Consider the following 14,580-nt stretch of genomic DNA (forward strand, 5'->3'; position numbering starts at 1 on the left):
TATTCGACACGCCGTACCGCCCCCGTGTGCGCATTTGGCTGTCTACAGTCTAAGTCAGGGAGGGCCTTCGGCCTGTGCTCCGGGGCGCTGTCGACGCCACGCTGCAGTGCAGCGTGATATGTTCGGAAATGTTCGTTTACGATCTTTTCGTCCTCAGTCCTGCGCTCGGCCGCTGTTGCCGAGCCGGACACGACACTTCCGGAGTCGGCTATGCGTGAGACCTACGATGTGCTGGTGGTCGGTGGCGGCATCAACGGCGTGGGCATCGCCCGCGACGCGGTGGGCCGCGGCCTGTCGGTGTGCCTGTGCGAGCGCGACGACCTGGCCGCGCATACCTCCAGCGCCAGCACCAAGCTGATCCACGGCGGCCTGCGCTACCTGGAGCAGTACGAGTTCGCCCTGGTCGGCAAGGCCCTGGCCGAGCGCGAGGTGCTGCTGCGGCTGGCCCCGCACATCATCTGGCCGCTGCGTTTCCTGCTGCCGCACCAGCCGCACCTGCGCCCGGCGTGGATGATCCGCACCGGCCTGTTCCTGTACGACCACCTCGGCCGCGGCCGCCGCACCCTGCCGGGCTCGCGACGCCTGGCGCTGCGCACGCATCCGGTGGGCGCGCCGCTGCGCGATGAGTTCCGCACCGGCTTCGTCTATTCCGATGCCTGGGTGCAGGACGCGCGGCTGGTGGTGCTCAATGCGATGGACGCCGCGCAGCGCGGCGCGCGCATCCTCACCCGCACCCGCTGTGTCGGCGCGCGCCGGGTCGATGGCCTGTGGCAGGTGCAGCTGCAGCACGCCGACGGCCACCGCGAGGAGCTGCGCGCGCGGTCGCTGGTCAATGCCGCCGGGCCGTGGGCGGTGCAGTTCCTGGACGAGGTGGCGCACGTCGGCCACGACCACGCGCTGCGCCTGGTCAAGGGCAGCCACATCGTGGTGCCGCGGCTGTTCGAACACGACCATGCCTACATCTTCCAGCAGCCGGACCGGCGCATCGTCTTCGCCATTCCGTACGAGCAGGACTACACCCTGATCGGCACCACCGACGTCGACTACCACGCCGACCCGGCCGCACCGCGCATCGACGGCGAGGAGACGCGCTACCTGTGCGAGGCGGCCAATCGCTACTTCCGCAAGCAGATCGCCCCGGACGACGTGGTATGGAGCTACAGCGGCGTGCGCCCGCTGCTCGACGACGAGGAGGACAACGCCGCCGAGGTCACCCGCGACTATCTGCTGGAACTGGACGCGCGCGACGGCGCGGCCCTGCTCAACGTGTTCGGCGGCAAGCTCACCACCTACCGCAAGCTGGCCGAGGAGGCGGTGGACCGGCTGACCGCGCATGCCGGGCGCAAGGCGCCGGCCTGGACCGCGCACGGCGCGCCGCTGCCCGGCGGCGAGCGCAACGACATCGCCACGCTGGCGCGCGAGCTGCGCGCGGCGCGGCCGTGGCTGGCCGAGGCCACCGCGCAGCGGCTGGCGCGCAACTACGGCACCCGCGCGGAAACGCTGCTGGGCGACGCCGCCTCGCTGCAGGACCTGGGCCAGCACTTCGGCGCCGACCTGTACCAGGCCGAGGTCGACTACCTGCGCCAGCACGAGTGGGTGGTGGAGGCCGAGGACCTGCTGTGGCGGCGCAGCAAGCTTGGCTTGCGGGTGGACAACGCCGGCCGCCAGCGCCTGGTCGCCTACCTGCAACAGGCGCCGGCCACGCTGGCCGCGGCACCGGCGTGACCAAAACGCTGCCGCCGGCCCGGTTCGGGCCGCGGCGGCACGTGCACAATCGCGCTGCGCCCGGCCCCCGCCGTGGCGCACGAACCTGGACGCAACCGTGGAGGGTAGCAGGCATGGGTGGATCGACAGCGGCAACGACGGCAGGCCGGGAGGCATGGGCATGAGCCGGCAACTGATGGGCGAATTGATTTCCGAGGCGATCGCGATGCTGATCATCATCGCCTTCGGCTGCTCGGTGGCGTGCATGTACGTGCTCTACGACCCCAGCCCCTACCAGCACGCCTACTGGGGCGTGTGCATCGCCTGGGGCCTGGCGGTGACCATCGCCATCTACGTCACCGGCTCGGTGTCCGGCACCCACGCCAATCCGGCGGTGACCCTGGCGCTGGCGCTGTACCGCGGCTTTCCCTGGCCCAAGGTGCTGCCGTACTGGGTGGCCCAGGTGATCGGTGCGTTCCTGGGCGCGTGGATCGTCTACCTGCTGTTTGCGCCGGTGATCGACCACTACAACCAGGCCCAGCATCTCACCCGCGCCGGCGGTGGCGCGGCCGGGGTGTTCTTCACCGCGCCCGGCCTGGCGATCACGCCGATGCACGCGCTGCGCGACCAGGTGATCCTGACCGCGTTCCTGATCTTCGGCATCTTCGCCATCACCGAGCGCTACAACGAGGCCGCGCCCACCGCCAATTCCGGTGCGCTGATCATCGGCCTGCTGGTGGCCACCATCGGCGCGTCGATGGGCTACCTGGAAGCCTGGGCGATCAATCCGGCCCGCGACTTCGGCCCGCGCCTGTTCGCCTACGTCGCCGGCTGGGGCTCCTCGGCGCTACCGTCGGCCGACAACTACTGGTGGATCCCGATTGTTGGCCCGCTGATCGGCGGCGTGATCGGTGGCGCCGCCTACCAGCTGCTGATCTATCCGTTCCTGCCGGCGCGGGTGAAGGCGCTGGAAGAAGAACAGGCTGCCGCGCGCCGCGCCTAGCGCGCTGGCAGCGCCTTCGTTTCCGCGCGCGGCGTGCGCGCCTCCCTAATTCCCCGTTGGCGCCGCGCCCGTGCGCGCGGCGTGCATCCTGCAGGAGTCTCCGATGGAAAAGCAGTTCATCCTGGCCATCGACCAGGGCACCACCAGTTCGCGCGCGATCCTGTTCGACCGCCAGGGCCGCATCGTCGGCATGGCCCAGCGCGAGTTCTCGCAGATCTTTCCGCAGCCGGGCTGGGTCGAGCACAACCCGCGCGAGATCATGACCAGCGTCTACACCACGATCACCGAACTGCTCAACAACCACCAGGTGGACGCCAGCGCGATCGCCGGCATCGGCATCACCAACCAGCGCGAGACCGCGGTGGTTTGGGACCGTGCTACCGGCCAGCCGATCTACAACGCCATCGTCTGGCAGTCGCGGCAGACCAAGGACATCTGCGACCAGCTCAAGGCCGACGGCCACGAGGACATGGTGCGGGCCAAGACCGGCCTGCTGATCGATGCCTATTTCTCCGGCACCAAGGTCAAGTGGATCCTCGACCACGTCGAGGGCGCGCGCGAACGCGCGCAGCGCGGCGAACTGGCCTTCGGCACCATCGACAGCTGGCTGATCTGGAACCTCACCGGCGGCAAGGTCCACGTCACCGACTACACCAATGCCTCGCGCACGCTGCTGTACAACATCCACGAACTGCGCTGGGACGAGGAACTGCTGCAGTTGCTGGACATCCCCGCCTCGATGCTGCCGGAGGTGCGTTCGTCCAGCGAGATCTACGGCAACACCCAGGGCCAGTATTTCTACGGTCACGCGGTGCCGATCGCCGGCATCGCCGGCGACCAGCAGGCGGCGCTGTTCGGCCAGGCCTGCTTCGAACCGGGCATGGCCAAGAACACCTACGGCACCGGCTGTTTCATGCTGATGAACACCGGCGAGAAGGCGGTGGCGTCGAAGAACGGGCTGCTCACCACCATCGCCTGGGGCGTGGACGGCAAGGTGGAGTACGCGCTGGAAGGCGCGATCTTCGTCGCCGGTTCGGTGGTGCAGTGGCTGCGCGACGGCCTGCGCATGCTCGGCAAGGCCAGCGATTCGCAGGCCTACGCCGAGCGTGCCGGCGACAACGATGGCGTGTACTTCGTGCCGGCCTTCGTCGGCCTGGGCGCGCCGTACTGGCGCAGCGACATCCGCGGCGCGGTGTTCGGCCTGACCCGCGGCACGACCAAGGAGCACTTCATCCGCGCCGCGATCGAGTCGATGGCCTACCAGACCCGCGACGTGCTGACCGCGATGCAGGTCGATTCGGGCATCGAACTGAAGGAACTGCGCGCCGACGGTGGCGCCATCGCCAACGACTTCATGGCGCAGTTCCAGAGCGACATCCTGGACGTGCCGGTGCTGCGCCCGGAGGTGGCCGAGACCACCGCGCTGGGTGCGGCCTACCTGGCCGGCCTGGCCACCGGCTTCTGGAAGAATCGCGACGAGATCGCGCAGCAATGGGCGGTGGACCGCCGCTTCGAGCCGGACATGCCGGCCGAGCGCCGCGAAGCGCTGTACGCCGGCTGGCAGCAGGCGGTGGAGGCGACGATGGGGTTCCGGATTCGCTGAGGCGAGCAAGACACGTAGGCGCGGTTTCAATCGCGACCGGGCGCTCCTGGGAAGGCCTGGTCGCGGCTGAAGCCGCTCCTACGACGGTGGGGTGCCTTGCGTCTGTCGGCAGCAAGACCGCTTCATTGTTCGTGCTGCCGCGAAGCTGGCAGCCGCGACTTGAGTCTCGTAGGAGCGGCTTCAGCCGCGACGGGCGTGCCAGCGAAAGCCCGGTCGCCGTGCTTCAATCGCGACCGTCGCCATTCCCGCCAGCGCTTCCCGCACCGCAATCCGCTCGGCGATGGTTCAAACGTACTGCGTCGGCCCACGCGGACCTGGCACCGGGGAGTCGACGTCGCCGACCGGGTCCTGGATCGGCGGGATGGTCGGATCGGTCGGCTGGTCGGGGATCGGATCGATCGGGCGGTCCGGGGTCGGGTCCACGCCCGGATTCGGCACCTGGCCCGGCACCTCGTTCGGTGGCTGCTGCGGGTCCTGGCCAGGATTGGGGGATTGCATGTGCATGAGCCTCTCCGTGCGATGGCGTTCCAGCGTGCGCGCCATGGCAGCGCGTGCGGGTGAAGCGCATGCCAAGGACGGATGAAAGGCGGGCAGATCCGTGCGCCTCGCCGCCGCGATCGGAGTGCCCGCCGCTGGCGCGGACTCCGACGCTCCGGCATGCTGGCGCCGCATGCACCGCTACGATTTGGTCATCTTCGATTTCGACGGCACTCTGGCCGATTCGTTCCCCTGGTTCCTGGCCACGATCAATGGCGTCGCCGACGCGTTCGGTTTTCGCCGCTTCGACGTGGAGCGGCTGGACGAAATCCGTAGCCTGAGCGCGCGCGAGCTGATGGCGCGCAGCAGCCTGCCCTGGTGGCGGGTGCCGGCGGTGGCGCAACGCATGCGCACGCTGATGAGCGCGCAGATCGAGCGCATCGCCCTGTTCGACGGCGTCGCCGAGCTGCTTGCGCAGCTGGCGCAGGCCGGGGTGCAGCTGGCCCTGGTCACCTCCAACAGCCACGCCAACGTCGAGCGCGTGCTCGGCCCCGCGCTGCTCGCGCAGTTCCGCGACGTGCGCTGCGGCGCGGCGGTACTGGGCAAGCGCCGCAAGCTGCGCGCCAGCCTGCGCGCCTGCGGCGTTCCCGCCGCGCGGGCGCTGTGCGTGGGCGACGAGATCCGCGATGCCGAGGCCGCGCGCCAGGCCGGCATCGCCTTCGCCGGTGTCGCCTGGGGCTACACCTTGCCGGCCGCCTTGCAGCCGCACACGCCGCTGCCCTTGCTGCAGCGGCCGGAGGCGCTGCTGGCGCTCGTGCTTGGTCCTGATGACCGCACGCAGCCGCCTGCGCTGCAGGCCGATGCGTGCGGTACCTGCGCGGCCATGGGCCGCGACGCCTGATGTGGCTGCCCGAGGCGATCGGTGCGGTGATCGCGATCGTTTTCCTGGGCAGCGCCGCCCTGTCGATCGGCGCGCTGTATCGCATGGGGCGCAGCCAGGTGACGGATCTGCTGGAGGCTTCGTTCCGCGAGCAGGCGTTCCCTGGCGCGCATGGCCCGTTGCGTGGCAGCGACCTGACCGTGGTCAAGCGATCCAGACAGACCATCGAGGGCAGCTATGGCCATGTGTATTCGATCGCGCCGGGTGCCGCGCTGCAGACCGCCGATGCGTTCTGGTACTGCGTCGGGCCGGGACCGAGCTGGTTCCTGGCCATTCCGGTGGTGACCTCCGGCTTCGGCCAGGCGCAGGTGCAGTGGATCGTGCGGCCGATGACCGAGGGGCGCATGCGCGTGGCGCTGCAGTTCGACCGCAAGGCGACCCGGCTGGCCTTCGGCGCGCGACCGGCCGCGCGCTGAGTCCGCCGACCCGGGCGAGGCAGCCAGGCGCGCGCGGCGCAAAGGCAACTGCTCATCGCGTCGTCGCGCCGTCCATTCTTCCCCGGCGTGCCCAGTGGCATGTGCCGCGACCGACGCTGCGGCATCCAGGGGGCGCACCGGGTGCCTTCGTATTCGGCCACGCCATGCGCCGGCTGGCGCGGCCGGACGCCGAGCGGCATTGCTGCACTGCAGGTTGATTGTTCACTTGTGATTGCTATATTCATATGCGAACAGTCGCGGTGCCCGTTGCCATCCCGGACGTGCATGCTGCGGCCATAACCCACCGCGCCCGATCCCGGGCAGAGGCGTGCCATGCGTAACCCCAGCAATTCCCGTCCCTCGCGCGTCCGTGGGCGATCTGCTGTGGCCGTCATGCCGGGCGTACGCGCATGGCGCTGAGCGCTGTCGCCGCCGACGCCACCCTGGCGCCGCGCGCGCTGGGTCGCAGTGGCGTGCAGCTGTCCACGCTTGGCTTCGGTGCCGCGCCGATCGGCAATCTGTACGCCGAGGTGGACGACGCGGTGGCGCTGGCTGCGGTGGCCGACGCCTATGCCGCCGGCATCCGCCATTTCGACACCGCGCCTTACTACGGCTACGGGCTGAGCGAGCAACGTGTGGGGCAGGGCCTGCGCGGGCTGCCGCGCGCCAGCTACACGCTCTCGACCAAGGTCGGGCGCTGCGTCTACGACGATGCCGCGGCCGCGCCGGGACGCGAGGGCTTCGCCGTGGCCGGGCGCCGCGCCGAATTCGACTACAGCCGCGACGGCGTGCTGCGCGCGTTCGACAGCAGCCTGCAACGGCTCGGCACCGATCATATCGACGTGCTGCTGCTGCACGACATCGGCCGCCTGACCCACGGCGAGCGCCATCCGGCGATGCTGCGGCAGGCGTTGGACGAGGCGCTGCCGACGATGGCCGCGCTGAAGGCGCAGGGCGCATGCCGGGCGATCGGCATCGGCGTCAACGAGGAAGACGTGGCGGTGGAGCTGATGCCGCTGTTCCCGCTCGATTGCGTGATGCTGGCCGGCCGCTACACCCTGCTCGAACAGCACGCCGCGCAGCGGATCATGGCGCAGGCGCTGCAGCGCCAGATCGGCATCCTGGTCGCCGGGCCGTACAGCTCGGGCCTGCTGAGCGATGCGCGCGGGCCGGGCGACACCTACAACTACGCACCGGTGGATCCGGCCACGCTGCAGCACGCGCAGCGCCTGTTCGGGGCCTGCGCGGCGCACGGCGTGGACGTGGGCGCGGTGGCGCTGCAGTTCCCGCTGGCCCATCCCGCGGTGAGCGCGGTGGTCGCGGGCATGCGCACGCCGGCCGAAGTGGCCAGCGCCGCCGCGCGCCTGCGCGCGCCGATTCCCGCTGCGCTGTGGCAACAGTTGCGCGACGACGGCCTGCTGCGCGCGCCGGTGCCGACGCCGTGAACATCGTCGACGCCCATGTGCATTTCTGGCGCCTGGCGCGTGGCGACTATGCCTGGCTGACCCCGGACCTGGGCGTGCTGTACCGCGATTACCTGCCCGAGGACCTGGCCGCGACGTTGGAGGCGCAGGGCGTGACCGCGCTGGTGGCAGTGCAGGCGGCGCAGAGCGAGGCGGAAACGCGCTACCTGCTGCAACTGGCGCAGGCCGAGCCGCGCATCGTCGGCGTGGTCGGCTGGGTGGAGTTCGAGGCCGCCGACGTCGCCGCACGCATCGCCGCGCTGTGCGCCGAAGGCGCAGGCCTGCTCAAGGGACTGCGGCCGATGGTGCAGGACCTGGCCGATCCGCAGTGGCTGGCGCGGCCGCAGCTGGATGCGGCGTTCGACGCGCTGCTGCAGCACGATCTGGCCTTCGACGCGCTGGTGCGGCCGCTGCATCTGCCGGCGCTGCTGGCACGGCTGCAGCGCCATCCGCAGTTGCGCGTGGTGCTGGATCACGCCGCCAAGCCGGCCATCGGCGGCGTCGATTTCCAGGCCTGGGCCGACGGCGTGGCGCAACTGGCGCAGCACCCCAACGTGGTGTGCAAGCTGTCCGGCCTGCTCACCGAACTGCCGGCCGACGCCGCCATCGACGATCCCGCGCTTGCTCCCTACGTGGCGCACCTGTTCGCCTGCTTCGGCGCGCAGCGGCTGCTGTGGGGCAGCGACTGGCCGGTGCTGACCCAGCGCGCCGACTACGCCGCCTGGATGGCGCTGGCGCAGGCCTGGGTCGCGCAGCACGCCGGCGATGATGCCGAGGCGGTGTTCGCAGGCACCGCGCGGCGCGTGTATCGCCTGTCCGATCCGATTGCTTCCTCCCCCACCTGGAGTCCCGCCCCATGACCACGTTCGCGTTCGTTTCCGGGAGCCGCGCATGAGCGGCCGTCTGCAAGGCAAGCGCTGCCTGATCACCGCCGCCGGCGCCGGCATCGGCCGCGAGAGCGCACTGGCCTGCGCGCGCGAAGGCGCGCAGGTGCTGGCCACCGACATCGACGCCGCCGCGCTGCAGGCGCTGGCCGCCGAGGCCGATGGCATCGTCACGCAGACCCTGGACGTCACCGATGCCGCCGCGATCCAGGCGCTGGTGGCGGCGCAGCCGACCTTCGACGTGCTGTTCAACTGCGCGGGCTACGTGCACCAGGGCAGCATCCTCGACTGCGACACGCCGGCGTGGAAGCGCTCGTTCGCGATCAACGTCGATGCGATGTACTACCTGTGCCAGGCGGTGCTGCCGGGCATGCTCGCGCAGGGCCGCGGCAGCATCGTCAACATGTCCTCGGTGGCGTCCAGCATCAAGGGCGTGCCCAATCGCTTCGCCTATGGCGTGACCAAGGCGGCGGTGATCGGCCTGAGCAAGGCCATCGCCGCCGACTACGTGGCCAAGGGCATCCGCTGCAACGCGATCTGCCCGGGCACGATCAAGACGCCGTCGCTGGGCGAGCGGGTCAAGGCACTGGGCGGCGACGAGCAGGCGGTGTGGAAGAGCTTCACCGACCGCCAGCCGATGGGCCGCCTGGGCGACCCGCGCGAGATCGCGCAGCTGGTGGTGTACCTGGCCTCGGACGAATCCTCGTTCACCACCGGCCAGACCCACATCATCGACGGCGGCTGGTCGAACTGACCGCGCCTTCCCCTTTTCGACAGAGGATTTCCCCATGAAACTGCTGCGTTACGGCGAACCCGGCCACGAACGCCCGGCCCTGCTCGATGCCGACGGCCACCTGCGCGACCTCTCGGCGGTGATCGACGACGTCGCCGGCGAACATCTCACCGCCGCCGGCCTGGCCAGGCTGCGCGCGCTCGATCCGACCACGCTGCCGCAGGTGGATGGCGAAGTGCGCTACGGCGCCGCTGTGGGCCGCGTGGGCAAGTTCATCTGCGTCGGGCTGAACTACGCCGACCACGCCGCCGAGTCGGGCATGGCGGTGCCGGAGATGCCGGTGCTGTTCATGAAGGCCACCAGCGCGATCAGCGGTCCCAACGACACCGTGACGATCCCGCGCGGTTCGCTCAAGACCGACTGGGAAGTGGAGCTGGGCGTGGTGATCGGCGATACCGCGCGCGACGTGTCGGTGGAGGACGCGCTGGCGCACGTCGCCGGCTATGCGGTGATCAACGACCTGTCCGAGCGCGCGTTCCAGCTCGAACACGGCGGGCAGTGGGTGAAGGGCAAGAGCTGCGACGGCTTCGGCCCGATCGGCCCGTGGCTGGTCACCGCCGACGAGGTGGCGGACCCGCAGAACCTGTCGATGTGGCTGGAGGTCAACGGCCACCGCTACCAGAACGGCAGCACCCGCACGATGGTGTTCGGCGTGGCCGAGCTGGTCAGCCACATCAGCCGCTACATGACGTTGCTGCCGGGCGATGTGATCAGCACCGGCACGCCGCCGGGCGTGGGCCTGGGGCAGAAGCCGCAGGTGTACCTGAAGCCGGGCGACGTGATGCGGCTGGGCATCGAAGGCCTGGGCGAGCAACGCCAGGCCGTCGTGGCGCATCCGCGCGACGCGCAGTAAACAACGCGCGAGATGCAAAGCCCCTCTCCCCCTGGGAGAGGGGTTGGGGTGAGGGTACGGGGCGAAGCCACCTCGCATTGCATGTGGCTGTCGCTTCCGCGCGAGCGCCACGTCCGCGTGCTGTTACTTCGTTCTTGTTTTTGCAGGGTCGGTGACATCACTGCAGCGCCGCACCCTCACCCCAACCCCTCTCCCGGGGGGAGAGGGGCTGCTTCACCGCTTTTTTGACTTTCCCACCGCCTCACCCACCAGGATCCCCATGAGCAAAATCGTCGCGCTCGAGACCTTCGACGTCCGTTTCCCCACCTCGCGCGAACTGGACGGTTCCGATGCGATGAATCCGGATCCGGATTATTCGGCCGCCTATCTGTGCCTGCGCACCGACGCCGACGACGGCCTCGCCGGCTACGGCCTGGCCTTCACCATCGGCCGCGGCAACGACGTGCAGAGCGCGGCGGTGGCGGCGCTGGCGCATCACGTGGTCGGCCGCGACGTGGAGGCGGTGATCGGCGATCTGGGCGGCTTCGCGCGCAGCCTCACCGACGACTCGCAGCTGCGCTGGCTGGGCCCGGAAAAGGGCGTGATGCACATGGCCATCGGCGCCGTGGTCAACGCCGCCTGGGACATGGCCGCGCGCCGCGCCGGCAAGCCGCTGTGGCGCTTCATCGCCGAGCTGTCGCCGGAGCAGTTGGTGGCCGCGATCGATTTCCGCTACCTGAGCGACGCGCTGACTCCGGACGAGGCGCTGGCCATGTTGCGCGACGCCGAACCGCTGCGCACCGAGCGCATCCAGACCCTGCTCGAACAGGGCTATCCGGCCTACACCACCTCGCCCGGCTGGCTCGGCTATTCCGACGAGAAGCTGGTGCGCCTGGCCAAGGAAGCGGTGGCCGATGGTTTCCGCACCATCAAGCTCAAGGTCGGCGCCAACGTCGAGGACGACATCCGCCGCTGCCGCCTGGCGCGCGCCGCGATCGGCCCGGACATCGCCATGGCGGTGGACGCCAACCAGCGCTGGGACGTGGGCCCGGCGATCGCCTGGATGCGCCAGTTGGCCGAATTCGACATCGCCTGGATCGAGGAGCCGACCAGCCCCGACGACGTGCTCGGCCACGCCGCGATCCGCCGCGGCATTGCCCCGGTGCCGGTGTCCACCGGCGAGCACACCCAGAACCGGGTGGTGTTCAAGCAGTTGCTGCAGGCCGGTGCGGTGGACCTGATCCAGATCGATGCCGCGCGCGTCGGCGGCGTCAACGAGAACCTGGCGATCCTGCTGCTGGCGGCCAAGTTCGGCGTGCGCGTGTTCCCGCATGCCGGCGGCGTGGGCCTGTGCGAACTGGTGCAGCATCTGGCGATGGCCGATTTCGTCGCCATCACCGGCAAGATGGAAGACCGCGCGATCGAGTTCGTCGACCACCTGCACCAGCACTTCGTCGATCCGGTGCGGATCGTGCACGGTCGCTACCTGGCGCCGACCGCACCGGGTTTCTCGGCCGAGATGCATGCGACTTCGGTCAGCGAGTTCCTGTATCCGGATGGCCCGTTCTGGAGCGCGGATCTGGCCGCGCAGGACGGCTGAGGTTTGCAGTGCAGGTGCGTTTCCGCTGACGGAAGCGCACCTGCGGCGTCAAAGCGGTCGCGGCTGAAGCCGCTCCTACGACAGCGCCAGTGGCCCCGGATCGCTTTCCGTAGGAGCGGCTTCAGCCGCGACGAGCGAAGCGGCGATTTAACCGGCTGCACCAGCGGTCAGGACCGACATCTCGAACACAAACGCCTCAGCCCGCGCCCTTGCGCTCCTGTTCCGCCACCGCCGCCTGCAGCGAAAAGATCTGCAGCGCCTCGCGCCATTTTTCGCCGGGCGCCGAGCCGGGCAGGGGTTTCTGGAAGCGCCACATCAGCTCCTCCCACGCCTGCACCCGCGGATCGGCGGCATCGGCGGCGGCCTTGGCCGCGGGCGAATAGTCCTCGTCCACCTCCATCAGCATCACCAGGCGGTCGCCGCAGCGATGGATGTCCAGCGCGCGGATGCCGGCGGCGCGCAGCGAGGCGACGATCTCCGGCCAGACGGTGTCGGGACGGTGCCAGCGTTCGTATTCGGCGATCAGCGCCGGGTCGTCGTGCAGGTCCAGCAGGTAGCAGTGGCGCGGCATGGCTCAGGCTCCGCGGGCAGAGGGAAGGGGCGCCACGCGGTTTCGCGACGCATGCAGCGCGAAGCCGAGGATCACCGCGAAGCCGATCGCAGGCACCGCGAGCGCCCAGTGGATGCCGGCATGGTCGGACACCGCGCCCATCACCGCGGTCAGCGCGGCGCCGCCGATGATCGCCATGACGATCAGCGACGCGCCCAGCTTGCGCGCGTCGTCGTCCAGTCCGTCCAGGCCCAGGGCGAAGATGGTCGGGAACATCACCGACATGAACAGGCTGCTGGCCACCAGCGCATACAGGCCGATCCAGCCGGGCAGCGCCACCGCCACCGCGCACAGCAGCAGGTTGAGCAGGGCGAATACGCCCAGCAGCCGCGCCGGCGCCAGGAAGCGCAGCAGCGCGGTGCCGATGAAGCGGCCGGCCATGAACAGCACCAGCGACAGGGTGAGGAAATCGGCGGCGGTCTTCTCCGGGGTGCCGGGCACGCCGTCCTGCAGGTAGCGGATCAGGTAGCTCCAGATGCCGACCTGCGCGCCGACGTAGAAGAACTGCGCGACCACCGCGAACACGAAGCGGCCATTGCGCCGCAGCTGGCCGAAGCCGCCGGCGCGCGCGCCATCGCCGCCGGCGCGGGTGGCGGGGAAGCGGGTCAGCCCGATCAGCAGCGCCCACAGCAGCACCACCGCACCGATGATCAGGTACGGCGTCTGCACCGCCAGCGACTCGGTGGCGAAGAACGCCTCGCGCGCGGCCGGCGCCATCGCCGCCAGCTCCTGCGGCGTGTGCTCCACGCCGGACAGGATGAAGTGCTGGCCGACCAGGATGCCGGTGATCGAACCCAGCGGGTTGAACGCCTGCGCCAGGTTCAGCCGCCGCGCCGCGCCCTCGGCGGGGCCGAGCACGGTGACCAGCGGGTTGGCGGTGGTTTCCAGGAACGCCAGGCCGCTGGCGATGACGAACAGCGCCAGCAGGAACAGCCAGTAGGTGTGCACCTGCGCGGCGGGGTAGAACAGGAACGCGCCGACCGCGTACAGCAGCAGGCCCAGCACCACCGCCGCCTTGTAGCTGTAGCGGCGCATGAACATCGCCGCCGGGATCGCGAACACGAAGTAGCCCAGGTAGAACGCGCTCTGCACCAGCCCGGCCTGCAGGTCGGTCAGCTCGAAGGCCTTCTTGAACTGCTTGATCAGGATGTCGTTGAGGTTGTTCGCCATGCCCCAGAGAAAGAACAGGCTGACGATCAGGACCAATGGCGCAAGCGCGGTCCGGGTGAGACTGGCGGACGCCGGTGTGGCGGATTCGCTGCTGTAGTGCATTGCCGCCTACCCCTCCCAAGGTGTGCCGAGTCGCGTTCGGATTGTCGGCGGAGCGTACTGCGCCGGCGAGTGCCATGCAAATATAAAATTTGAGTTCATATGTGGATGGCGGTGCGGTGTCGACCTATGCGCTGCAGGCCGCAGGCGGTGCGAGCCGGTGCGGCGTCCCTGTACCCTAGTCCTCTTCACCTGCTGCCGGGTCCTCGACGGAATGACCACCCCCTTGCCCAAGTACCGCGCGCCCGCCCTGGACAAGGGGCTGGACATCCTGGAGCTGCTGGCGCGCGACGGGCGGCCGATGAGCATGGGCGAGATCTCGCAGGGCATCGGCCGCTCGCGCGGCGAGATCTTCCGCATGCTGCAGGTGCTGGAAGAGCGCGGCTACCTGACCCGCACCGCAGGCGAAGGCGGCTACACGCTGACCAACCGCCTGTTCATGCTCGGCATGCAGCAGCCGCGGGTGCAGAACGTCACCGAGGTGGCGCTGCCGGTGATGCGCGCGCTGGCCGATGCGATCCGCCAGCCCTGCCACCTGGTGGCGCCGTCGGACGACCAGATCGTGGTCATCGCGCAGATGGACGTGCCCAGCGACCTCGGCATGGTGGTGCGCCCCGGCCACCGCCGCCCGTTCGCGCATTCCACCTCCGGCCTGGTGCTGTTCGCGTTCCAGCCGGCCGACGCGCAGGCGCAGTTGCTGCAGCGCCTGGACGCCAGCGAGGTGGCCTACGACCGCGCCGCGTTCCTGGCTGCGGCGCAGGAAGTGCACGCGCTGGGCTACAGCATCCATCCCAGCGAGGCGGTGGTCGGCGTGATCGACCTCACCGCGCCGATCCTGCAGCACGGCGTCGCCCGCTACACCCTCACCGTGCCCTTCATCGAACGCCGCCCGCAACCGATCGACGCGCAGGCGGCGATGCGCGCGGTGTGCGATGCCGCGGCGCAGATCAGTGCGGCGCTGGCGTAGGCATCGTGTTCTTGCAAGC

14 protein-coding genes are annotated in these 14,580 nt (G+C 69.9%); 11 read left to right on the forward strand and 3 right to left on the reverse strand.

Annotated features, from left to right (window positions below; genetic code table 11):
• The first annotated feature begins 210 nt into the window (after nucleotides 1-210).
• The 3 genes from glpD (at nucleotide 211) to glpK (ending at nucleotide 4,310) form a co-directional block, all read left to right on the forward strand.
• Nucleotides 211-1,725: a glycerol-3-phosphate dehydrogenase gene (gene glpD, locus AC1PMG_RS02820; RefSeq protein WP_481110582.1), complete on the forward strand. Its 1,515-nt coding sequence runs from the start codon at nucleotides 211-213 to the stop codon at nucleotides 1,723-1,725.
• A gap of 160 nt (nucleotides 1,726-1,885) precedes the next feature.
• The gene (locus AC1PMG_RS02825; RefSeq protein ID WP_481110583.1) at nucleotides 1,886-2,707 is read left to right on the forward strand and encodes an MIP/aquaporin family protein; all 822 of its coding nucleotides are present in this window, start codon (nucleotides 1,886-1,888) and stop codon (nucleotides 2,705-2,707) included.
• A gap of 103 nt (nucleotides 2,708-2,810) precedes the next feature.
• Nucleotides 2,811-4,310, forward strand: coding sequence for a glycerol kinase GlpK (gene glpK / locus AC1PMG_RS02830; protein ID WP_148829561.1), 1,500 nt, complete (start codon nucleotides 2,811-2,813; stop codon nucleotides 4,308-4,310).
• 285 nt (nucleotides 4,311-4,595) lie between these two features.
• On the opposite strand, the gene AC1PMG_RS02835 is transcribed toward glpK, so the two are convergent.
• Nucleotides 4,596-4,814 (reverse strand): hypothetical protein, encoded by a 219-nt coding sequence (locus AC1PMG_RS02835; RefSeq protein ID WP_026143701.1) that lies wholly within the window; start codon nucleotides 4,812-4,814, stop codon nucleotides 4,596-4,598.
• 166 nt (nucleotides 4,815-4,980) lie between these two features.
• Here AC1PMG_RS02835 and AC1PMG_RS02840 point away from each other — a divergent pair, with 166 nt between their 5' ends.
• The 7 genes from AC1PMG_RS02840 to AC1PMG_RS02870 all read left to right on the forward strand — a co-directional run bounded on the left by AC1PMG_RS02840 (nucleotide 4,981) and on the right by AC1PMG_RS02870 (nucleotide 11,715).
• Nucleotides 4,981-5,688, forward strand: coding sequence for an HAD-IA family hydrolase (locus tag AC1PMG_RS02840; protein ID WP_481110584.1), 708 nt, complete (start codon nucleotides 4,981-4,983; stop codon nucleotides 5,686-5,688).
• Nucleotides 5,688-6,143, forward strand: coding sequence for a hypothetical protein (locus tag AC1PMG_RS02845; protein ID WP_481110585.1), 456 nt, complete (start codon nucleotides 5,688-5,690; stop codon nucleotides 6,141-6,143). Before AC1PMG_RS02840 ends, AC1PMG_RS02845 begins: the two co-directional genes overlap by 1 nt.
• Nucleotides 6,144-6,553: 410 nt before the next feature.
• Nucleotides 6,554-7,588, forward strand: a complete 1,035-nt coding sequence (locus AC1PMG_RS02850; protein ID WP_481110586.1) for an aldo/keto reductase — start codon at nucleotides 6,554-6,556, stop codon at nucleotides 7,586-7,588.
• A complete protein-coding gene (locus AC1PMG_RS02855) occupies nucleotides 7,585-8,466 on the forward strand; it encodes an amidohydrolase family protein (protein ID WP_481110587.1) in 882 nt (293 codons plus the stop codon). Before AC1PMG_RS02850 ends, AC1PMG_RS02855 begins: the two co-directional genes overlap by 4 nt.
• Nucleotides 8,467-8,497: 31 nt before the next feature.
• The gene (locus AC1PMG_RS02860; RefSeq protein ID WP_342072483.1) at nucleotides 8,498-9,244 is read left to right on the forward strand and encodes an SDR family oxidoreductase; all 747 of its coding nucleotides are present in this window, start codon (nucleotides 8,498-8,500) and stop codon (nucleotides 9,242-9,244) included.
• Between the two features lie 34 nt (nucleotides 9,245-9,278).
• The gene (locus AC1PMG_RS02865; RefSeq protein ID WP_342072484.1) at nucleotides 9,279-10,136 is read left to right on the forward strand and encodes a fumarylacetoacetate hydrolase family protein; all 858 of its coding nucleotides are present in this window, start codon (nucleotides 9,279-9,281) and stop codon (nucleotides 10,134-10,136) included.
• Nucleotides 10,137-10,395: 259 nt separating this feature from the next.
• Nucleotides 10,396-11,715: an L-fuconate dehydratase gene (locus AC1PMG_RS02870; RefSeq protein ID WP_481110588.1), complete on the forward strand. Its 1,320-nt coding sequence runs from the start codon at nucleotides 10,396-10,398 to the stop codon at nucleotides 11,713-11,715.
• A gap of 196 nt (nucleotides 11,716-11,911) precedes the next feature.
• On the opposite strand, the gene AC1PMG_RS02875 is transcribed toward AC1PMG_RS02870, so the two are convergent.
• Both AC1PMG_RS02875 and fucP read right to left on the reverse strand, forming a co-directional pair.
• A complete protein-coding gene (locus AC1PMG_RS02875; RefSeq protein ID WP_481110589.1) occupies nucleotides 11,912-12,286 on the reverse strand; it encodes an L-rhamnose mutarotase in 375 nt (124 codons plus the stop codon).
• A 3-nt stretch (nucleotides 12,287-12,289) separates the two neighbouring features.
• Entirely contained in the window at nucleotides 12,290-13,597 is a 1,308-nt protein-coding gene (gene fucP, locus AC1PMG_RS02880; protein WP_481110590.1) for an L-fucose:H+ symporter permease, read from the reverse strand.
• A gap of 211 nt (nucleotides 13,598-13,808) precedes the next feature.
• Between fucP and AC1PMG_RS02885 the strand changes: the two genes are divergently transcribed.
• Nucleotides 13,809-14,561 (forward strand): IclR family transcriptional regulator, encoded by a 753-nt coding sequence (locus AC1PMG_RS02885; protein ID WP_481110591.1) that lies wholly within the window; start codon nucleotides 13,809-13,811, stop codon nucleotides 14,559-14,561.
• Nucleotides 14,562-14,580 lie beyond the last annotated feature (19 nt).

The organism is Xanthomonas sp. NCPPB 2250 (genome assembly GCF_056725265.1).

Coding starts and splice junctions, on each gene's coding strand:
- glpD (WP_481110582.1), top strand. CDS start 211: ATGCGTGAGACCTACGATGTGCTGGTGGTCGGTGGCGGCATCAACGGC.
- AC1PMG_RS02825 (WP_481110583.1), top strand. CDS start 1,886: ATGAGCCGGCAACTGATGGGCGAATTGATTTCCGAGGCGATCGCGATG.
- glpK (WP_148829561.1), top strand. CDS start 2,811: ATGGAAAAGCAGTTCATCCTGGCCATCGACCAGGGCACCACCAGTTCG.
- AC1PMG_RS02835 (WP_026143701.1), bottom strand. CDS start 4,814: ATGCACATGCAATCCCCCAATCCTGGCCAGGACCCGCAGCAGCCACCG.
- AC1PMG_RS02840 (WP_481110584.1), top strand. CDS start 4,981: ATGCACCGCTACGATTTGGTCATCTTCGATTTCGACGGCACTCTGGCC.
- AC1PMG_RS02845 (WP_481110585.1), top strand. CDS start 5,688: ATGTGGCTGCCCGAGGCGATCGGTGCGGTGATCGCGATCGTTTTCCTG.
- AC1PMG_RS02850 (WP_481110586.1), top strand. CDS start 6,554: ATGGCGCTGAGCGCTGTCGCCGCCGACGCCACCCTGGCGCCGCGCGCG.
- AC1PMG_RS02860 (WP_342072483.1), top strand. CDS start 8,498: ATGAGCGGCCGTCTGCAAGGCAAGCGCTGCCTGATCACCGCCGCCGGC.
- AC1PMG_RS02865 (WP_342072484.1), top strand. CDS start 9,279: ATGAAACTGCTGCGTTACGGCGAACCCGGCCACGAACGCCCGGCCCTG.
- AC1PMG_RS02870 (WP_481110588.1), top strand. CDS start 10,396: ATGAGCAAAATCGTCGCGCTCGAGACCTTCGACGTCCGTTTCCCCACC.
- AC1PMG_RS02875 (WP_481110589.1), bottom strand. CDS start 12,286: ATGCCGCGCCACTGCTACCTGCTGGACCTGCACGACGACCCGGCGCTG.
- fucP (WP_481110590.1), bottom strand. CDS start 13,597: ATGCACTACAGCAGCGAATCCGCCACACCGGCGTCCGCCAGTCTCACC.
- AC1PMG_RS02885 (WP_481110591.1), top strand. CDS start 13,809: ATGACCACCCCCTTGCCCAAGTACCGCGCGCCCGCCCTGGACAAGGGG.